The following is a 17537-nucleotide window of genomic DNA, read 5'->3' on the forward strand; positions in this document are numbered from 1 at the left end:
GCGCGTGTTTTATATCTATGGTGAAACAGAGATAAATCATCTCAAGCAGCGAGACAAGAAAATGGCGGCAGCGATTGAACGGCTAGGGATGATAACGCGCCCGTTATCTCGTGACCTGTTTTCTGCGCTGATAAGAAATATTATTGACCAGCAAATCTCGGTCAAAGCCGCGCTAACGGTCAATGCACGCCTGCGAGCACTACTGGGCACGGTAACACCAATGACGGTTGCAGCAACAACAGTGGAAGCTATCCAGCGTTGTGGCATGACCATGAGAAAGGCCGGTTACATTAAGGGGGCCGCTGATGCTGCGCTTAATGGCTCACTGGATTTATCCTCTATTTCACTGCTATCTGATGATGAAGTTATTAGCCAGCTTTCACGCCTTGATGGTGTCGGTATCTGGACCGCCGAAATGCTGTTGATCTCCTCACTCGCACGACCCGATGTTGTCAGTTGGGGGGATTTAGCTATCCGCCGCGGCATGATGAATTTATATCACCACAAAACACTGCCGCGTGAGCGTTTTGAGCGCTATCGCCGCCGCTATGCGCCTTACGGCACCACCGCATCGCTGTATCTATGGGCGCTGTCGCATGAAACCGTATAAGTCAATTCACACGCCCATATTCATTACTTCTTGATAGGCAGAAACCAACTTATTACGCACCTGAATACCGAGTTGCAATGATACTGATGACTTCTGCATATCTACCATCACATCATTCAGGCCAACGCCGGGTACGCCTAGTGTGAAATTCTGCGCTTGAGTTCGCGCATGTTGCTGATTGTCACTAATTTTGCCAATGGCAGCTTTTAGCTCACTGGCGAAGCCAGCTTCAGCTGGCAGTGTTTTTACCGAACCTGATGCCTGCAAAGCACTCACCTGCAACTGCTGTAAAACGCCTTCAATACCTTGAACAGACATACATACCCTCAGAATATTTCAGTCGATGACGCCATATCACTTTTTTCAGGATGACACCCTAACACATCATTTTTGTGCTAAAGCGGCTAATTAGACACAAAAATACCGGCTTATTGAGCCATCGAATTCATCACTTACAGCAAATAATGGCCTGCCCATAAAAGGGGAGAACAGCTATTGATGTTTTATTGCTCATCGCCACTTGGGAGTCTGCTTTGTTTCGACACACTGCTTACATAAAGAATATTAACTCAAACGTTGTTCAGCTTGGCCAAGGACGTGTATGAATGCCTCGATAACTGGCGGTGAAAATCGTGAAAACACCTTTACGGCGACACTGACACGCCTGCGCGCGAATCCCAAGATCCCGCTGCTGATAGCGGCAGCAGCGGCTGTCGCTATCATTGTTGCATTGATGCTGTGGGCTAAAAGCCCGGACTACCGTGTCCTTTATAGCAATCTGAGTGACCGTGACGGGGGTGATATTGTCACCCAACTGACACAACTGAATATTCCTTATCGGTTCGCTGATAATGGCGGAGCATTGTTGGTTCCGGCGGAAAAGGTGCATGAAACCCGCCTGCGTTTGGCACAACAAGGCTTACCGAAAGGCGGCGCGGTTGGTTTTGAATTGCTGGATCAGGAAAAATTTGGCATCAGCCAATTTAGCGAGCAAATCAACTATCAACGCGCATTAGAAGGCGAATTATCTCGAACCATCGGCACCCTTGGCCCAGTGATGAATGTGCGGGTTCATTTGGCGATGCCAAAACCCTCACTGTTTGTCCGTGAACAAAAATCCCCTACGGCATCGGTAACCCTCGCCCTGCAACCCGGCCGTGCCTTGGATGATGGCCAAATCAATGCCATCGTGTACATGGTTTCCAGCAGCGTAGCGGGGTTGCCGCCAGGTAATGTGACCGTCGTTGACCAAATGGGCCGTTTACTGACCCAGTCCGATAGCGCAGGCCGTGATTTAAATGCCGCGCAGCTTAAGTTTACCAACGAAGTCGAGAACCGTTTCCAACGCCGGATTGAAAACATTCTGGCCCCCATGGTTGGCAACGGTAATGTTCATGCGCAAGTCACCGCTCAAGTTGATTTTGCCAACCGAGAGCAAACCGACGAAGAGTACAAACCCAACCAAGATGCCAATCAGGGCGCGGTTCGTTCCCAACAAGTCAGCACCAGCGAACAATTAGGTGGCACAAATGTCGGTGGTGTGCCGGGAGCCTTATCTAATCAACCGCCAATTGCACCCGTCGCGCCAATTGAAGCGCCTCAGGCGGCTCCTGCGGCGGGGGCAACCGCGAACACAGCCAATACCGCTAATCGCCCAGCGACCACGACCGCCGCGAAATCGAGTGCGACCTCAAGCAATAGCCGCCACGATCAAACCACTAACTTTGAAGTCAACCGCACTATCCGCCACACCCAGCAGCAAGCAGGTATGGTGCAGCGCTTATCGGTGGCCGTGGTGGTCAATTACGGCAGTGATAAAGCCGGTAAACCCATTGCTTTGACCAAAGATCAACTGGCACAGGTTGAATCTCTGACCCGTGAAGCAATGGGCTTCTCCACAACACGGGGCGACACGTTAAATGTAGTGAATACGCCCTTTAGCGCATCCGACGATACCGGTGGTCATTCCCTACCCTTCTGGCAACAGCCGTCATTCTTTGATCAACTGCTGAATGCGGGTCGTTATCTGCTGATTCTACTGGTGGCGTGGATCTTGTGGCGCAAACTGGTTCGTCCAATGATAGCCAAGAAGCAAGTTGCAGATAATGCCGCGGCATCGGTCAATAACATTGTTCAGACAGCGGCAGCGTCTGAAACAGCGAAACAGAGTAAAGAAGAGCTGGCCCTGCGTAAGAAAAATCAGCAAAAAGTAAGTGCTGAAGTTCAGGCCCAGCGTATACGCGAACTTGCGGATAAAGACCCTCGTGTTGTTGCGCTGGTTATCCGTCAATGGATGAGTAATGACCAATGAGCCTGACCGGAACTGAAAAAAGCGCCATCATGCTAATGACCCTGGGTGAAGACCACGCCGCAGAGGTGTTCAAGCACTTATCCTCGCGCGAAGTGCAGCAACTCAGTACCACTATGGCCAGTATGCGTCAGGTTTCTCATCAGCAACTGATCGATGTCTTAGCTGAATTTGAAGACGATGCTGAACAATACGCAGCACTGAGTGTTAACGCCAGCGACTACCTGCGCACCGTGCTGATAAAAGCGCTGGGCGAGGAGCGGGCTTCCAGTTTGCTGGAAGACATTCTCGAATCACGCGAAACCACCAGCGGCATGGAAACCCTCAACTTTATGGAGCCACAGATGGCGGCTGACCTGATCCGCGACGAACATCCGCAGATCATCGCCACCATTCTGGTTCATCTTAAACGCGCTCAGGCGGCCGATATTCTGGCGCTGTTCGATGAACGGTTACGCAATGATGTCATGTTGCGTATCGCCACCTTCGGCGGTGTTCAGCCCGCAGCACTGGCTGAATTGACCGAAGTGTTAAACAACCTGCTCGATGGTCAGAATCTTAAACGCAGCAAAATGGGCGGTATCCGCACGGCGGCTGAGATTATCAACCTGATGAAAACTCAGCAGGAAGAGACCGTTATGGATGCTATGCGCGAATACGATGGTGAACTGGCACAGAAAATCATCGACGAAATGTTCCTGTTCGAAAATCTGGTCAGTGTCGACGACCGCAGTATTCAGCGTTTACTGCAAGAGATCGACAACGAATCGCTGCTGATTGCCTTGAAAGGTGCCGATCAAGCATTGCGCGAGCGTTTCCTCAGCAATATGTCACTGCGTGCAGCGGAAATCTTGCGCGACGATTTGGCAACCCGTGGGCCGGTACGTATGTCGCTGGTCGAAAACGAACAGAAAGCCATCTTGCTTATCGTCCGTCGTCTGGCGGAAAGTGGCGAGATAGTAATTGGTGGTGGCGAGGATATCTATGTCTGATGGGATTAACGCCCTGCCCTGGCAACCGTGGTCACTCAACGATTTTGCCAGCCCATCTGAGACGCCGACACAAATTTCTGCGCCGGACCTCAGTATGTTGTTTACCGATGAGGTGGATGCTAACGCGACTCCCACCGACGTTGATGAGCATCAAGTGTTGGTCAATTTGCAACTTGAAGCAGAGAAACAGGGCCGTCAGCAAGGTTTTGCCAAAGGGCTGCAAGAGGGGCTGGATAAAGGCTACCAAACCGGTCTGGCCGAAGGCCATCAGCAGGCACTGGCCGATGCTCAGAAAGATTTGGCACCGATGACCGCCCACTGGCAACTCATGGTGGAAGATTTCCAAAACACCCTTGATGCGCTGGACAGTGTTATCGCCTCACGTTTGATGCAAATGGCGCTGGCGGCAGCGAAGCAGATTCTGGGGCAACCGGCGATTTGTGATGGCACGGCGTTGCTAGCGCAAATCCAGCAAATGCTTCAGCAGGAACCCATGTTTGCCGGTAAGCCGCAATTACGGGTGAATCCGAATGATTTAGCCGTGGTTGAACAACGCTTAGGCTCGACCTTGAGCCTGCATGGCTGGCGCTTATTGGGTGACAGCCAGGTTCATGCGGGCGGCTGCAAAGTCAGTGCTGAGGAAGGTGACCTGGATGCCAGCCTGGCAACCCGTTGGCATGAACTGTGCCGCTTGGCGGCACCAGGAGAATTATGATGACCATTCGCCTTGGCCGCTGGCTTTCTTCTCTGGATAAATTCGAGGAACGCATCAGTCAATCAACCACCATCCGCCGTTACGGGCGTTTGACCCGCGCCACCGGCTTGGTTCTGGAGGCCACCGGCCTGCAACTGCCACTGGGGGCGACGTGCCTGATTGAACGTCATGATGGCGGCGAAGTGCAGGAAGTTGAAAGTGAGGTGGTCGGTTTTAATGGTCAACGCCTGTTTCTGATGCCATTAGAAGAGGTAGAAGGCATTGTACCCGGAGCCAGAGTCTATGCGCGGATCACTTCCGGCGGTACTTCTGCCAGCAAACAATTGCCCCTCGGCCCGGAACTTCTCGGCAGGGTACTGGATGGCAGCGCCAAACCCCTCGACGGCCTACCGGCACCTGAAACCGGCTATCGTGCACCGCTCATCACTCCACCAATTAACCCATTACAGCGTACCGCTATCGAGCAGGTATTAGATGTTGGCGTGCGCACCATTAACGCCCTGCTCACAGTGGGGCGCGGACAGCGTATGGGGTTGTTCGCCGGCTCCGGTGTCGGTAAGAGTGTGCTGTTGGGGATGATGGCCCGTTACACCAAAGCCGATGTGATTGTGGTTGGCCTGATTGGTGAACGTGGTCGTGAAGTCAAAGATTTTATCGAGAATATTTTAGGTGCTGAGGGGCGTGCACGCTCCGTCGTCATCGCGGCTCCAGCTGACGTATCGCCGTTACTGCGTATGCAGGGTGCGGCTTATGCCACGCGGATTGCCGAAGATTTTCGCGATCGTGGCCAACATGTGCTGCTGATCATGGACTCCCTTACCCGCTATGCGATGGCACAACGTGAGATAGCACTGGCGATCGGTGAGCCTCCAGCCACCAAAGGTTACCCGCCCTCCGTATTTGCCAAATTACCGGCACTGGTTGAACGAGCGGGTAATGGCGTCTCCGGTGGCGGTTCGATTACGGCATTTTATACGGTACTGACTGAGGGCGATGATCAACAAGACCCGATTGCTGACTCAGCGCGCGCCATCCTTGACGGGCATGTGGTGTTGTCCCGCCGTCTGGCCGAATCCGGCCACTATCCGGCCATCGATATTGAAGCCTCCATCAGCCGTGCCATGACCTCACTGATAGATGAAAACCATTACAGCCAGGTTCGCCAATTTAAACAACTGCTGGCAAGTTTCCAGCGTAACCGCGATCTGGTGAGCGTCGGAGCCTATGCCGCCGGTAGTGACCCATTATTGGACAAGGCAATCGCCCTCTATCCACAAATGGAGATCTTCTTGCAGCAAGGCATGTTTGAGCGCAGCAGCTACGACGATGCCTGCCAGCACCTGAAAAGCCTGTTTCCTGGCTAATAAACCGGAATCAAGATGATAGCCGGTACTCGGAATGCTGCACTTTGTCATAGGAATAATACGATGAAAAGTCAATCACCTCTCGTCACCTTGTGCGAACTGGCCCAGAAGGGGGTCGAACAAGCGAGCACCCGATTGGGGCAGGTACGCCTCTCGTACCAAAATGCTGAACAGCAACTGACGATGTTACTGACTTATCAGGATGAGTACCGGATGCGGTTAAATGACACACTAAGCAACGGCATGGCATCGTCCAGTTGGCAGAATTATCAGCAGTTTATCCAGACATTAGAACTGGCTATCGACCAACACCGTACTCAGTTGGCGCAGTGGAATGACAAAGTTGAACAGGCAGTGAAGCATTGGCAAGAAAAGCAGCAGCGGTTGAATGCGTTTGAAACCTTGCAGGAACGGGCTGACACCTCACAGCGCCTGCTTGAAAACCGTTTGGATCAAAAATTGATGGATGAGTTCGCTCAGCGCGCCTCACAAAGGAGTCCTAATTAATGAATCTGTCCCTATTGCCTGCCACGGTGACCACCAGTGAAACTGAAGGTGCATCGTCTTCATCTATTGCCGCATTGTTCACCGATGCAGGCTTGCCCGCCGATTTTGCCCGATTATTGGGTGACCAGTTAGGCAAAGAGTTAACGGCGCTGGATGCCTCGACGCTGAAGTCCTCTTTGGCAGCAACAACCGATATCACTGCTGATGATGATGGTGGGAAATCAACCACCGGTAGCAGCAAACTAAATCAGTTATTGGCCGCGCTAGGCGACATCAGCGCCACCCTGCCTGCCGGTCTGACCCATGCAGGGCAAACTGGTGACACGGCGGATAGTAAAAAAAACCACCGTCAAAGATGATAGTGCCTCAGATAAAACCAGCGATAGTACCTCTCTTAGCGCATTGCAAACCTTGCTGGCAATGCTACCGCATCAGGTTGCCACCACGCTTGGCAGCGCCAGCCGTGGGCAAAAAACTGCAATAGCGGATAGCAGCAACCTGAGCAATGCAGGCAGTACCCAACAAGATGCGGCTACACTGGTCGGACTAACCTCGCAGGACAAAGGCCTGGCGGCACTGATTGGCAGCACCGTGGGCAATGTAAAGAGTGATAAAACCACAGCAGGCAGTGACTTGCTACCGGGTATCTCGGCTAAAACCAAAACAACCGCACAAGATAAGTTGCTGCGTTTGAATGCACAAGATGTCGATAGCAGTATCACCGCCAAAGCAACCCCGTTGACCGCGCAGGTAGAAAACGCCCTCAGCGGAGCCAGTGCCGATAAAACACTTTTAACATCAACGACGATCACCCCCTCTCTGCCGCCGGTTTCCAGCCTGGTGATGCCTGCGACGACGAGTTCGTTGGTCAGTGCACCGGTCAGCGGTCATTTAAGTGCGCAATTGGGTAGTCAGGAGTGGCAGCAATCACTGAATCAACAGGTGGTGATGTTCAGTCGTAATGGCCAGCAAAATGCCGAATTACGCCTGCATCCGCAAGAGTTGGGGGCATTGCAGATCAGCCTGAAAATGGACGATAACCAGGCACAATTGCATTTTGCCTCAGCACACAGTCAGGTGCGTGCTGCACTTGAGGCCGCAATGCCGAGCTTACGCAGTGCGTTGGCCGAAAGTGGAATTCAATTGGGTCAAAGCAGCGTTGGTAGCGAAGGCCAATGGCAGCAGGCGCAACAGCAAAACCAGCAGAATCAGCAAGGCTTTGCCTCCGGCCGGCAGCCAGCTTATGGCGAATTGGCAACCGCTGACTCGCTCGCCTCAACGCCATTGGTCACCCCTGCGGCGTTGCAGTCATTAGCTAACGGCAATGGGGGCGTTGATATTTTCGCCTAATATTGAGGTGATTCTCGCCAAAAAAGGACAAACGGGCAAGTTGGGCCGTTTTTCTCCGCCTATTCTGCCTATTGGCATTGAAGATACGCGGGATAATCGTCAGTAATAATTCGGATACCTTGGGGTAAGTTGCCCCAAGATATTATCGTGATTCACCGGTTTGATACCGAAACAGGAATTTGTCTTCTCCATGTCTGATAATACCTTCCCGGCCAAGCGTAAAAGTTCGATTTGGGTGATTCTGCTGGTGCTGGTTGCGGTCGCAGCCAGTGCGGGCGGCGGTTATAGCTGGTGGGTTCTCAATAAGAGTAAACCCACCACAGCGAAAGCTGTTCCTGTTATCCCGGTATTTATGCCGTTGGAAACCTTTACGGTCAACCTGATCACACCAGATAACAATCTGGATCGCGTGCTTTATATCGGATTAACGTTAAGGCTGCCAGATGATACCACGCGCGCCAAACTCAACGACTACCTGCCCGAAGTACGCAGCCGCTTGCTATTGCTGCTTTCCCGTCAGTCAGCCGATAGTCTCTCTAATGAGGAAGGCAAACAGCGCTTAGTGGCTGAAATTAAAAACGTACTTAGCCCGCCAATGGTTAAAGGTCAACCTAATCAGGTAATCAGCGATGTGCTGTTTACCGCATTTATACTGCGATAATCATTATGGGCGATAGCATTCTTTCACAAGCAGAGATTGACGCACTGTTAAACGGTGATAGCGGTGGCGAAGAGCCAGTGGCGGTGGCCGGTAATGAAACAGACGTTAAACCTTACGATCCGACCACCCAGCGACGTGTAGTGCGCGAGCGCCTACATGCGCTGGAGATCATCAATGAACGGTTTGCCCGTCAGTTCCGCATGGGGCTGTTTAACCTGTTGCGCCGCAGTCCAGACATCACCGTTGGCCCGATAAAAATTCAGCCATATCATGACTTTGCCCGCAATCTGCCCGTACCGACCAATCTCAACCTGATTCACCTCAAACCGCTACGGGGAACGGCGTTGTTCGTTTTCGCCCCAAGCCTGGTGTTTATTGCGGTTGATAACCTGTTTGGCGGCGATGGTCGCTTCCCGACAAAAGTGGAAGGCCGTGAGTTTACCCACACCGAACAACGCGTGATTAACCGTATGTTACGGCTGGCGCTGGATGCCTACCGTGATGCCTGGGCGCCTATCTATAAAATTGATGTGGAATATGTCCGTTCTGAAATACAGGTGAAATTCACCAATATCACCACCTCCCCCAACGATATCGTGGTCACGACCCCTTTTCAGGTGGAGATCGGGGCGTTGAGCGGCGAGTTCAACATCTGTATTCCGTTCGCCATGATAGAACCGTTGCGTGAATTGCTAACCAATCCGCCGCTGGAAAACTCGCGTCAGGAAGATAGCCACTGGCGTGAAACGCTGGTTAAACAGGTGCAGCATTCCGAGCTGGAGTTGGTGGCAAATTTCGTCGATATCCCCCTGCGCCTGTCGCAGATCCTAAAGCTACAACCGGGTGATGTGTTACCGATAGATAAACCGGATCGACTGATTGGCCATGTCGACGGCGTACCGGTACTGACCAGTCAGTACGGGACATTAAACGGACAATATGCCCTGCGAGTTGAACATTTGATTAACCCTATTTTGAATGCTCTGAATGAGGAACAGCCCAATGAGTGACCCTAAGCTTCCGTCTGGTGATGGAAAGGAATCCGTTGACTCCCTGTGGGCTGATGCGTTTGATGAGCAGCAGGCAGCAGAGAAACCAGCGGCCACAACCGAAGGCGTATTCAAATCGCTGGAAGCGCCGGACGCACTGGGTAACCTGCAAGATATCGATTTAATTCTGGATATCCCGGTAAAGCTGACCGTTGAACTGGGTCGCACCAAAATGACCATTAAAGAGTTACTGCGCCTGTCCCAAGGTTCGGTAGTCTCCCTTGATGGCCTGGCGGGTGAGCCACTGGATATTCTGATTAACGGTTATCTGATTGCTCAAGGTGAAGTGGTGGTAGTCGCTGACAAATACGGCGTGCGCATCACAGACATTATTACACCGTCCGAACGTATGCGTCGCCTGAGCCGCTAATGAGCGCTGAGATACAGCCTGTTAGCTCGGTGGCAGAGACAACCGCCGCCCTACAGCAAACACCGACAACCGGCTTTGCCGCCAGCCACCCTGGTATTGCGGTGCAATCAGCCCCTGCTGCGATGCCTGCCGGTAGTGTTTTAACGCAAGTAGGCAGTGTGCTGGGGGGGATCTTACTGCTCATTCTGTGCGCCGCCTGGCTGGTGCGCCGTTTAGGTTTTGCGCCGCAGGCACGTAACAGCAAGCTATTGAATGTACGCGCCAGTTGTCAGGTTGGCCAGCGTGAGCGGGTGGTCATTGTCGAAGTGGATAATACCTGGCTGGTGCTGGGTGTTACCGCACAACAAGTTACACCACTGCACACGCTGGTGCGCCCGCCGGTCGAAGAGACAGATAATCCGCTGTCGGTAGGCGGCACAAAACCGGCTGATTTCCGCCAGTTACTGAACAAAATCCTGAAACATCCGGAAAAATCAGCATGATGTCTTTACGTCCACTCATAAATAAAGTCTCTTTGCTGCTGCTCACCCTACTCTGCTCTCCGGCGGCCTTGGCTCAATTGCCCGGCATTATCAGCCAGCCACTGGCAAACGGTGGCCAAAGCTGGTCTTTACCGGTGCAAACGCTGGTTTTTATCACCACGCTGAGCTTCCTGCCCGCCGCTTTGCTGATGATGACCAGTTTTACCCGCATCATTATCGTGCTTGGCTTGCTGCGCAACGCCTTGGGCACCCCTTCTGCTCCACCGAATCAGGTGATGCTCGGTCTGACGCTATTTCTGACCTTTTTTATTATGTCACCGGTGTTTGACAAGGTGTATCAGGATGCTTATCTGCCATTCAGTCAGGACAAAATAAGCATGGAAGTGGCAATAGATAAAGGCGCGCAACCGTTGCGTGAATTTATGCTGCGCCAAACGCGTGAATCTGATCTAGCCCTGTACGCCCGTCTAGCCAATCTGCCGCCATTGGAAGGGCCGGAGGTGGTACCGATGCGCATTCTGCTACCTGCTTATGTCACCAGCGAGCTAAAAACCGCCTTCCAAATCGGTTTTACCGTGTTTATTCCCTTCCTGATTATCGATCTGGTGGTAGCCAGCGTGCTAATGGCATTGGGGATGATGATGGTGCCCCCGGCCAGTATTTCGCTGCCCTTCAAGCTAATGCTATTTGTCCTGGTTGATGGTTGGCAGTTGCTACTGGGTTCTCTGGCACAGAGTTTTTATAGCTAAGGTAGACTGTCATGACACCTGAATCAGTAATGGCCCTCGGCGTTGAGGCAATGAAAATCGCCCTTGCTCTGGCGGCACCCTTGTTATTAGCCGCACTGATAAGCGGCCTGATTGTCAGTCTGTTACAGGCCGCCACCCAGATCAACGAAATGACGCTGTCATTTATCCCCAAAATACTGGCGGTTTTTACCACAATGGTGATTGCCGGCCCGTGGATGCTAAATCTAATTCTGGACTACATGCGTAATCTGTTTACCAGCCTGCCCACGTTGATTGGTTAAACATGTTATCTATTGATACCACTCAACTTAGCGCATTGGTCAGCCAGTACTTCTGGCCACTTATCCGCGTACTGGCGCTGATCAGCACGGCACCGATATTGAATGAGAAGCAGATAAACCGCAAAGTTAAGATCGGCTTAGGCGTATTGATTACCTTTCTGATTGCTCCCTCCCTGCCGCCAGTCAATATTCCTATCGCCTCCATTGGCGCAATCTGGGTTGCTGGCCAACAAGTGCTTATTGGTGTTGCGATTGGCCTGACCATGCAATTTGCCTTTGCCGCGATCCGCCTGGCCGGTGAAGTGATTGGTTTGCAGATGGGATTATCCTTTGCGACCTTCTTCGACCCCTCCGGCGGCCCGAATATGCCGGTACTGGCACGACTCCTTAACTTACTGGCAATGCTGCTGTTCTTATCCTTTGATGGCCACTTATGGTTAATTTCATTGCTGGCAGACAGTTTTCATACGATCCCTATTCAATTAGAACCCCTCAATGGCAACGGTTTTCTGGCATTAACTCAAGTCGGTTCTTTAATCTTTATGAGCGGGCTAATGTTGGCGTTGCCAATGATAACCCTGCTGCTAACCCTGAATATGGCGTTAGGGATGCTCAACCGCATGACACCACAACTCTCGGTGTTCGTGATAGGTTTCCCGCTCACCTTAACCATTGGTATTATTTCAATGGGATTAATGATGCCGCTGCTGGCCCCCTTCGCAGAACATTTATTCGGCGAAATTTTTGACCGGCTGGCTGGGGTGTTGAGTGGTATGGCGGGTTAACGCTATTGAGGGGATACAACCCGCAGGGCAAGCCTACGGGCCATAGACGAGTTACTTATTCAGTTGGAACAGCGACAAGCCCTGCATATTGGTGAACGTGGTATACGAGGCCTGTAACGCCGCCTGCTGCATCACATAGGATGAGATGGTCGCAGTCCAATCGACATCCACCAAATCGCTTAATCGTTGTTTATTGATAAGCGTGCGGTCACTGCCCAAACTGTCCAGATTATCCAGTTCTTGTAGTTGAGTACCAATTTCTGCCTGCACAGACAAGACATTATTCAATGAGTTAGCCATCCCGCGGATACCTTTGTCCATATCCGCATTGGCCTGATCTTTAACTGCATCTGTTGCACCCTGCAAAGGCACCTTCAGCGAGTTCAACACGGTATCAATGGTATTGAAGATATTAGCTTCAGAGGCAACCGGTGTCCCCATCGCGTCATCAGGCTCTGGTTTTGCGTTACTGGTCAGAGCCATAAAAACACTGGAACCGGTATGCCCAACCGTAATTGAGCGATTGGCATCCACTTTTTTGTTCAATCGCTACATCGCCACCTTGATAAGTTACCGCACCAGTTGCGCTGACCGCAAAAGGAGGCTTGTCACTTTTGAAGCCACCAAAGATGTAACGACCGTTGCCATCAGTGGTGTTAGCCTGATTGACTAACTGGTCTTTCAAACCCTGTAACTGAGTGGCATAAGAAGCGCGATCATCGTCACTCAATATGTCACTTTTAGCACTGATAATAATACTTTGAATCGACTGAATGGTACTGGTAGCTTGTGCCAAAACCGTTGTTTCCAATGATGAACTCTGGCGTGCAAAGCTGCGTGCGAGTGCGTATTGGCTATTTTCTGACTCAGCTTGCGATACCATAACGGCCTGAGAAGCGGACATCGGGTCATCCGATGGGTTGACGACGCGCTTACCCGTAGAAAGTTGTTGGCCCGACTGCATCCAAAGTGATTGGGCGTTAGTCACGCCCTGCATATTTTGCTGATACAACATGCTGGTACTTAAGCGCACGATGTCAGTTCCTTTTAGCAATTGCCAAGCCCGCGAATGTCTCTCAACAATAATACGGGCTTAACTCGATATAAAATAAGTTACGGCACGACAAATAACCGCAGGTAATCACTTAACCACGCAGACCCAGAAGCGCATTAAATAGCGTCGAGGCAGTTTGAATAACCTGCGCATTCGCCAGATAATATTGCTGGAAACGCTGCAAATCGCCGTACTCTTCATCCAGGTTTACCCCAGAAATAGATTGCTGCTCGGCGGTCAACTGTTTGACGATATTAGCCTGCGCCGTGCTGTTGGTTTTCGCAGTAGCGGTCTGGTTACCGACGTTACTGACTAAACCGGCATAGGCACCCGAGAGTGTCGCTTTGCCATCCACCAGTTTCTTGGTTTGCAGATCTAATAACGCTTGTGCGTTAGTATTATCGCTGGCACCGCCATCTTTGGTTCCCGCAGCCGCAATCTTGCTGGAGTCAGAAATAGCAACCTGCAAATTGGCCGCTACGTTAGATACCGTTTTCACGGTGAATTTGTCTTTTGCCTGCGGGCCAACAGTGCCGTTATCGATGCTGACCGCCACGCCATCAAAGCTTAGACCGGTGGTTTTACCACTGCCATCAAGTACAGGGTTCGCTGGCACTTTGGTATTATCAGATAAGCGGGTAACCTGCCAATTAGTGCCGTCAAACTCAACGCTGTAATCGCTGGCCTTCACCTTTGAGGTGTCAGTGTAAGACACACTCAAACCGGCATCACCCTGATTGCGGGCATTTTTCAGCGTGGTCGGGTCGGAAAAACTGAAGAAATCAGTACCGGCATCGCCATTAGCATCAAACCCGACTTTATGCTGGGTGTTGAAGCTGTCAGCCATTACCAGTGCCAGTTGCCCCAATTGATTACGGGCACTGTCCAGGGCTTCACTGCGGAATTTCAAGGTACCACCAAGGCTACCGTTCGTCAGGCGGCGTTCATCGACTTCGAGTGTATCGCCGCTACCATATTTGTAGCCAAGGGTTAAACGGGTCGCATCCCCGCTGGACGGAATAGCTTCAACTTTATACGCATTCGGCCCTTGTACCAGTGACAGCCCCCCGGCAAAAGAGACGTTATAAGCATCGCCATCTTGCTGAGTCACCGTCACGCCGACAATCTGGTTCAGTTCTGTTACCAGTTGATCGCGCTGGTCAAGTAACGCATTCGGCTCGCTGCCACTGCTACCCCGTAGGCGGGTAATTTGGTCATTCAACTTAGCGATTTGCTCAGCATAGTTATTGATTTGCGTTGCGCTTTCGGTGATTTTTTGGTTTACACCAACATCCATATCACGCAGATATTTGTCTGCATTCTGGAACTGATTAACCAGACCTTCGCCTTTACCCAACACCGTTTTACGGGCAGCGTCATCACCGGCATTACTTACCAGATTTTGCAGGTTACTGAAAAAACCCTGCATGGTGGTAGAGAGGTTGTTTGAGCTATTTGACAGCAAGTTATCAATTTGCGAAATTTGCTGATAATAGGTAGTCAACCCGCTGCTTTGCGTTTGTGAAGAACGTAACTGGTTAGTAATAAAGGCGTTATATTCACGATTAACACCGGTAATCGTCACGCCGTTACCCAGAAAACCGGCCGGACTTAGCGTTCCGCCATTTTGGGCAAAAATAGCGTTCTGACGGTTGTAACCCGCCACCTGAAAGTTGGTGATGTTATTACTGACGGTGCTCAGGGCATATTGCGCGGCGCTCAGACCACTCATCGCAGTATTCATTAAACTGTTGGACATAAAGAAATCCTTTTACCGCAGACGACGAGCAACGCAGCGCCTGCATTAATTAATATTGGGATACTGCCTGAGGAAACCTAAGCCCCCGCACAGCCTATCTATACCCTTCTTACTTGAAGCCGTAGCTATGTTAGCTGCTCTCTCTCACCCGAATCACTGACTGATGTCAGCTCAGCGGGATTCGCTCGTTTGCTGCCGTGCTACAACTCCAATTACTTTGGGTATTATCGGCCCGAATTTAGAAAACTTGAGTGAAAATATGGGTGTTATTGCCAGTAAAACCAATGAATAAAGTCGCGCACGTTACAGTGAGGACAGGCAGATCATAAAGACGCCGTAAACCCTTCCCTGGCGCGGACGCTTTACTCTTCTGCCTATCCTCCCCTCACCAATAGATATTGGAGATTTTGCAGACCGAATACTGCCCAATCCCAAAATAACCCATTAGAAGAGATCACCCAAATCGCTGCTGTAGGCTTTTACCGCCTGTTCGCCGGCATTCTTCATTTGCTGAATGACACTCACCAGTTTTTGGGCATATTGCGGATCAGTCGCATAACCGGCACGTTGCAAAGCATGAGCGCCTTGTTCAGGGCTTTGGGCGGCAGCAACATTGGCGTAGCGTGGGTTTTGTGTCAGTAATTTGACATAATCACTCACCGCCTCCACGTAAGAGCCATATACCCGGAAGCGAGCTTTGGTTTTCTTCGCCACACCCTGTTCATATTCGGTGGTAGTAATTTCGCTGACTGGCCCATCCCAGTTGCTACCCGCTTTGATGCCAAAGACGTTGTAACTGGTTTTGCCGTCGGCCGTCGGAATTTCGCGCTGACCCCAGCCCGACTCCAGTGCCGCCTGAGCCACAATCAATTGATGAGGAATGCCGCTTTGCTGGCTGGCAATTTGCGCCGGAATAGACATCCGCGCCACGAAATTACCGGTGCCTTGTGGCAATGACGCTGAGTTGTTGGCTGGCGGTGTCGGCATGGCGCGACGTACCATTTGTGCCAGCGCCTGTGCCGGTAGCGTTTGCAGCACGTCGTTATCCAGCATCATTGGCACCGTACCTGCGGTTTCGCTCGGCGAGGTGGTACCGGAGAGCTGTTCAACCATCATGTCGGCCAGCCCTAATCCTTTAGCCGACATCTGCTGCGCAATTTGTTGATCGTACATCGAGGTGTAAAGTTTGGTCTGCTCACTGTTCATCACCCCATCTTGCGGCAACGCGGAGCGCATACTTTTCAGCATCATCTGCACAAACATCCCCTCCACCTGCTGGGCAACCCGCTTCAGATTGCCCTGTGGATCGATGGCAGCATCGCGCTTTAGTGAATTCAGTGATTGGGCGTCATAAGCCGCCCCGGACATAGCCATCAAATCACTCATCAGATAATCTCCAATTTAGCCCGTAAGCAGCCGGCACTTTGCATCGCTTGCAAAATGGACATCAGATCGATCGGCGTTGCCCCCAGTGAATTTAATGCGCGAACGACATTGTTCAGGTTCGGGCTGGCATTAACCCGCTGTAGCACACCACCTTGCTGCTGTACCGAAATCTGGGTATTAGGTGTCACCACGGTCTGGCCACCACCAAATGGCGTATCTGGCTGACTGACAGTATTTTGTTTATCCACCACCACGGAGAGATTCCCTTGCGCCACGGCACAGGAATCCAATACCACGTTGCGGTTCATCACTACCGAACCGGTGCGGGAGTTGATAATCACCTTGGCATCACCGGCATCGACATTCACCGGGATATTTTGGATATCAGCCAGGAAACGCACCTGAGAACTGTTACCACGCGGAACCCGCACCTGAATAGTTCGCGCATCGAGCGCCGTGGCGGAGCCAAATCCACGCTGACGGTTAATGGCATCACTCACCTGCTGCGCCAGGGTGAAATCTTCATTATTCAGTTGCAGATTAATCACGCCATCGGTACCAAAAGTAGTTGGCAATTCACGCTCAATGGTGGCCCCACCGCTGATCCGCCCGCCGGTTAATTGGTTTACCTGAACACTGCTCCCCCCCGATGAAGCACCGGCACCGCCCACCAACACGTTCCCCTGAGCCAGGGCATAGACCTGATTATCCACCCCTTTCAATGGGGTCATCAGCAATGTGCCGCCGCGAATACTTTTAGCGTTACCCATTGAAGAAACCACAATATCAATGGTCTGCCCGGCGCGGGAGAATGGTGGTAATTTGGCCGTCACCATCACCGCAGCCACATTTTTCAACTGCATATTGGTGCCCGGCGGCACAGTAATCCCCAGTTGCGACAACATGTTGCTCAGACTTTGCGTGGTAAACGGCGTTTGCATGGTCTGGTCGCCAGAACCATCCAGCCCGACCACCAGGCCATAACCGATCAACGCGTTATCCCGCACACCCTGAACGGTCACCAAATCGCGGATACGCTCGGCTTTCGCCGGCATCCATACCAGCGAAATCAAGGTAATACATAAAATGAAGAGTGACTGTTTGCGCATCATTGG

At 51.7% G+C, this 17537-nt stretch carries 17 protein-coding genes and 2 pseudogenes; 14 read left to right on the forward strand and 5 right to left on the reverse strand.

Translation table 11 applies throughout. The features are described from left to right. Positions 1–4 precede the first annotated feature (4 nt). Positions 5–610, forward strand: a complete 606-nt coding sequence (locus YALDO0001_RS05990; protein WP_004700924.1) for a DNA-3-methyladenine glycosylase family protein — start codon at positions 5–7, stop codon at positions 608–610. Positions 611–616: 6 nt separating this feature from the next. Here the strand turns inward: YALDO0001_RS05990 and fliE are convergent, their stop codons facing one another. Next, positions 617–928 carry a flagellar hook-basal body complex protein FliE gene (gene fliE, locus YALDO0001_RS05995; RefSeq protein WP_004700926.1) on the reverse strand — a complete coding sequence of 104 codons (312 nt, stop codon included), beginning with the start codon at positions 926–928 and terminating at the stop codon, positions 617–619. Positions 929–1211: 283 nt separating this feature from the next. Here fliE and fliF point away from each other — a divergent pair, with 283 nt between their 5' ends. From fliF to fliR, 13 genes and pseudogenes are all read left to right on the forward strand, one after another. Next, on the forward strand, positions 1212–2921 hold the full coding sequence (gene fliF, locus YALDO0001_RS06000) for a flagellar basal-body MS-ring/collar protein FliF (RefSeq protein ID WP_004700927.1): 1710 nt from the start codon (positions 1212–1214) through the stop codon (positions 2919–2921). Then, positions 2918–3910 (forward strand): flagellar motor switch protein FliG, encoded by a 993-nt coding sequence (fliG, locus tag YALDO0001_RS06005; RefSeq protein ID WP_042839482.1) that lies wholly within the window; start codon positions 2918–2920, stop codon positions 3908–3910. The genes fliF and fliG overlap by 4 nt, the downstream gene beginning before the upstream one ends. Beyond that, positions 3903–4625, forward strand: coding sequence for a flagellar assembly protein FliH (gene fliH, locus YALDO0001_RS06010; protein ID WP_042545661.1), 723 nt, complete (start codon positions 3903–3905; stop codon positions 4623–4625). Before fliG ends, fliH begins: the two co-directional genes overlap by 8 nt. Next, positions 4625–5989 (forward strand): flagellar protein export ATPase FliI, encoded by a 1365-nt coding sequence (gene fliI / locus YALDO0001_RS06015; RefSeq protein WP_004700931.1) that lies wholly within the window; start codon positions 4625–4627, stop codon positions 5987–5989. Before fliH ends, fliI begins: the two co-directional genes overlap by 1 nt. A gap of 63 nt (positions 5990–6052) precedes the next feature. Next, on the forward strand, positions 6053–6496 hold the full coding sequence (gene fliJ / locus YALDO0001_RS06020) for a flagellar export protein FliJ (RefSeq protein ID WP_004700933.1): 444 nt from the start codon (positions 6053–6055) through the stop codon (positions 6494–6496). Next, a pseudogene (locus tag YALDO0001_RS21785) lies at positions 6496–7846 on the forward strand (flagellar hook-length control protein FliK). The gene fliJ and the pseudogene YALDO0001_RS21785 overlap by 1 nt, the downstream one beginning before the upstream one ends. A gap of 190 nt (positions 7847–8036) precedes the next feature. Further along, a complete protein-coding gene (gene fliL, locus YALDO0001_RS06030; RefSeq protein WP_004700936.1) occupies positions 8037–8507 on the forward strand; it encodes a flagellar basal body-associated protein FliL in 471 nt (156 codons plus the stop codon). A 5-nt stretch (positions 8508–8512) separates the two neighbouring features. Continuing rightward, positions 8513–9517, forward strand: coding sequence for a flagellar motor switch protein FliM (gene fliM / locus YALDO0001_RS06035; RefSeq protein WP_004700939.1), 1005 nt, complete (start codon positions 8513–8515; stop codon positions 9515–9517). After that, positions 9510–9926 carry a flagellar motor switch protein FliN gene (gene fliN / locus YALDO0001_RS06040; protein WP_042839483.1) on the forward strand — a complete coding sequence of 139 codons (417 nt, stop codon included), beginning with the start codon at positions 9510–9512 and terminating at the stop codon, positions 9924–9926. The genes fliM and fliN overlap by 8 nt, the downstream gene beginning before the upstream one ends. Continuing rightward, positions 9926–10408, forward strand: coding sequence for a flagellar biosynthetic protein FliO (gene fliO, locus YALDO0001_RS06045; protein WP_042545657.1), 483 nt, complete (start codon positions 9926–9928; stop codon positions 10406–10408). Before fliN ends, fliO begins: the two co-directional genes overlap by 1 nt. Continuing rightward, the gene (fliP, locus tag YALDO0001_RS06050) at positions 10405–11157 is read left to right on the forward strand and encodes a flagellar type III secretion system pore protein FliP (protein ID WP_042839484.1); all 753 of its coding nucleotides are present in this window, start codon (positions 10405–10407) and stop codon (positions 11155–11157) included. Before fliO ends, fliP begins: the two co-directional genes overlap by 4 nt. Positions 11158–11168: 11 nt before the next feature. Continuing rightward, positions 11169–11438 (forward strand): flagellar biosynthesis protein FliQ, encoded by a 270-nt coding sequence (fliQ, locus tag YALDO0001_RS06055; protein WP_004700941.1) that lies wholly within the window; start codon positions 11169–11171, stop codon positions 11436–11438. 2 nt (positions 11439–11440) lie between these two features. Continuing rightward, on the forward strand, positions 11441–12223 hold the full coding sequence (gene fliR / locus YALDO0001_RS06060) for a flagellar biosynthetic protein FliR (RefSeq protein ID WP_004700942.1): 783 nt from the start codon (positions 11441–11443) through the stop codon (positions 12221–12223). A 51-nt stretch (positions 12224–12274) separates the two neighbouring features. On the opposite strand, the pseudogene flgL reads toward fliR, so the two are convergent. The 4 genes and pseudogenes from flgL to YALDO0001_RS06085 form a co-directional block, all read right to left on the reverse strand. Next, positions 12275–13256, reverse strand: a pseudogene (gene flgL, locus YALDO0001_RS06065) (flagellar hook-associated protein FlgL). A 112-nt stretch (positions 13257–13368) separates the two neighbouring features. After that, positions 13369–15036: a flagellar hook-associated protein FlgK gene (gene flgK, locus YALDO0001_RS06070; protein WP_004700948.1), complete on the reverse strand. Its 1668-nt coding sequence runs from the start codon at positions 15034–15036 to the stop codon at positions 13369–13371. Positions 15037–15480: 444 nt separating this feature from the next. Then, positions 15481–16422 (reverse strand): flagellar assembly peptidoglycan hydrolase FlgJ, encoded by a 942-nt coding sequence (gene flgJ / locus YALDO0001_RS06080; RefSeq protein ID WP_042839485.1) that lies wholly within the window; start codon positions 16420–16422, stop codon positions 15481–15483. After that, positions 16422–17531 (reverse strand): flagellar basal body P-ring protein FlgI, encoded by a 1110-nt coding sequence (locus YALDO0001_RS06085; protein ID WP_042839486.1) that lies wholly within the window; start codon positions 17529–17531, stop codon positions 16422–16424. Before YALDO0001_RS06085 ends, flgJ begins: the two co-directional genes overlap by 1 nt. Positions 17532–17537: the final 6 nt, after the last annotated feature.

It is taken from the genome of Yersinia aldovae ATCC 35236 (assembly GCF_000173735.1).
Taxonomy (GTDB): Bacteria; Pseudomonadota; Gammaproteobacteria; order Enterobacterales; family Enterobacteriaceae; genus Yersinia; species Yersinia aldovae.

Bases quoted from the DNA above. Each gene is read 5' to 3' on its own strand.
- fliE (WP_004700926.1), bottom strand. From the start codon at position 928: ATGTCTGTTCAAGGTATTGAAGGCGTTTTACAGCAGTTGCAGGTGAGT.
- fliF (WP_004700927.1), top strand. From the start codon at position 1,212: ATGAATGCCTCGATAACTGGCGGTGAAAATCGTGAAAACACCTTTACG.
- fliG (WP_042839482.1), top strand. From the start codon at position 2,918: ATGAGCCTGACCGGAACTGAAAAAAGCGCCATCATGCTAATGACCCTG.
- fliH (WP_042545661.1), top strand. From the start codon at position 3,903: ATGTCTGATGGGATTAACGCCCTGCCCTGGCAACCGTGGTCACTCAAC.
- fliI (WP_004700931.1), top strand. From the start codon at position 4,625: ATGACCATTCGCCTTGGCCGCTGGCTTTCTTCTCTGGATAAATTCGAG.
- fliJ (WP_004700933.1), top strand. From the start codon at position 6,053: ATGAAAAGTCAATCACCTCTCGTCACCTTGTGCGAACTGGCCCAGAAG.
- fliL (WP_004700936.1), top strand. From the start codon at position 8,037: ATGTCTGATAATACCTTCCCGGCCAAGCGTAAAAGTTCGATTTGGGTG.
- fliM (WP_004700939.1), top strand. From the start codon at position 8,513: ATGGGCGATAGCATTCTTTCACAAGCAGAGATTGACGCACTGTTAAAC.
- fliN (WP_042839483.1), top strand. From the start codon at position 9,510: ATGAGTGACCCTAAGCTTCCGTCTGGTGATGGAAAGGAATCCGTTGAC.
- fliO (WP_042545657.1), top strand. From the start codon at position 9,926: ATGAGCGCTGAGATACAGCCTGTTAGCTCGGTGGCAGAGACAACCGCC.
- fliP (WP_042839484.1), top strand. From the start codon at position 10,405: ATGATGTCTTTACGTCCACTCATAAATAAAGTCTCTTTGCTGCTGCTC.
- fliQ (WP_004700941.1), top strand. From the start codon at position 11,169: ATGACACCTGAATCAGTAATGGCCCTCGGCGTTGAGGCAATGAAAATC.
- fliR (WP_004700942.1), top strand. From the start codon at position 11,441: ATGTTATCTATTGATACCACTCAACTTAGCGCATTGGTCAGCCAGTAC.
- flgK (WP_004700948.1), bottom strand. From the start codon at position 15,036: ATGTCCAACAGTTTAATGAATACTGCGATGAGTGGTCTGAGCGCCGCG.
- flgJ (WP_042839485.1), bottom strand. From the start codon at position 16,422: ATGAGTGATTTGATGGCTATGTCCGGGGCGGCTTATGACGCCCAATCA.
- YALDO0001_RS06085 (WP_042839486.1), bottom strand. From the start codon at position 17,531: ATGCGCAAACAGTCACTCTTCATTTTATGTATTACCTTGATTTCGCTG.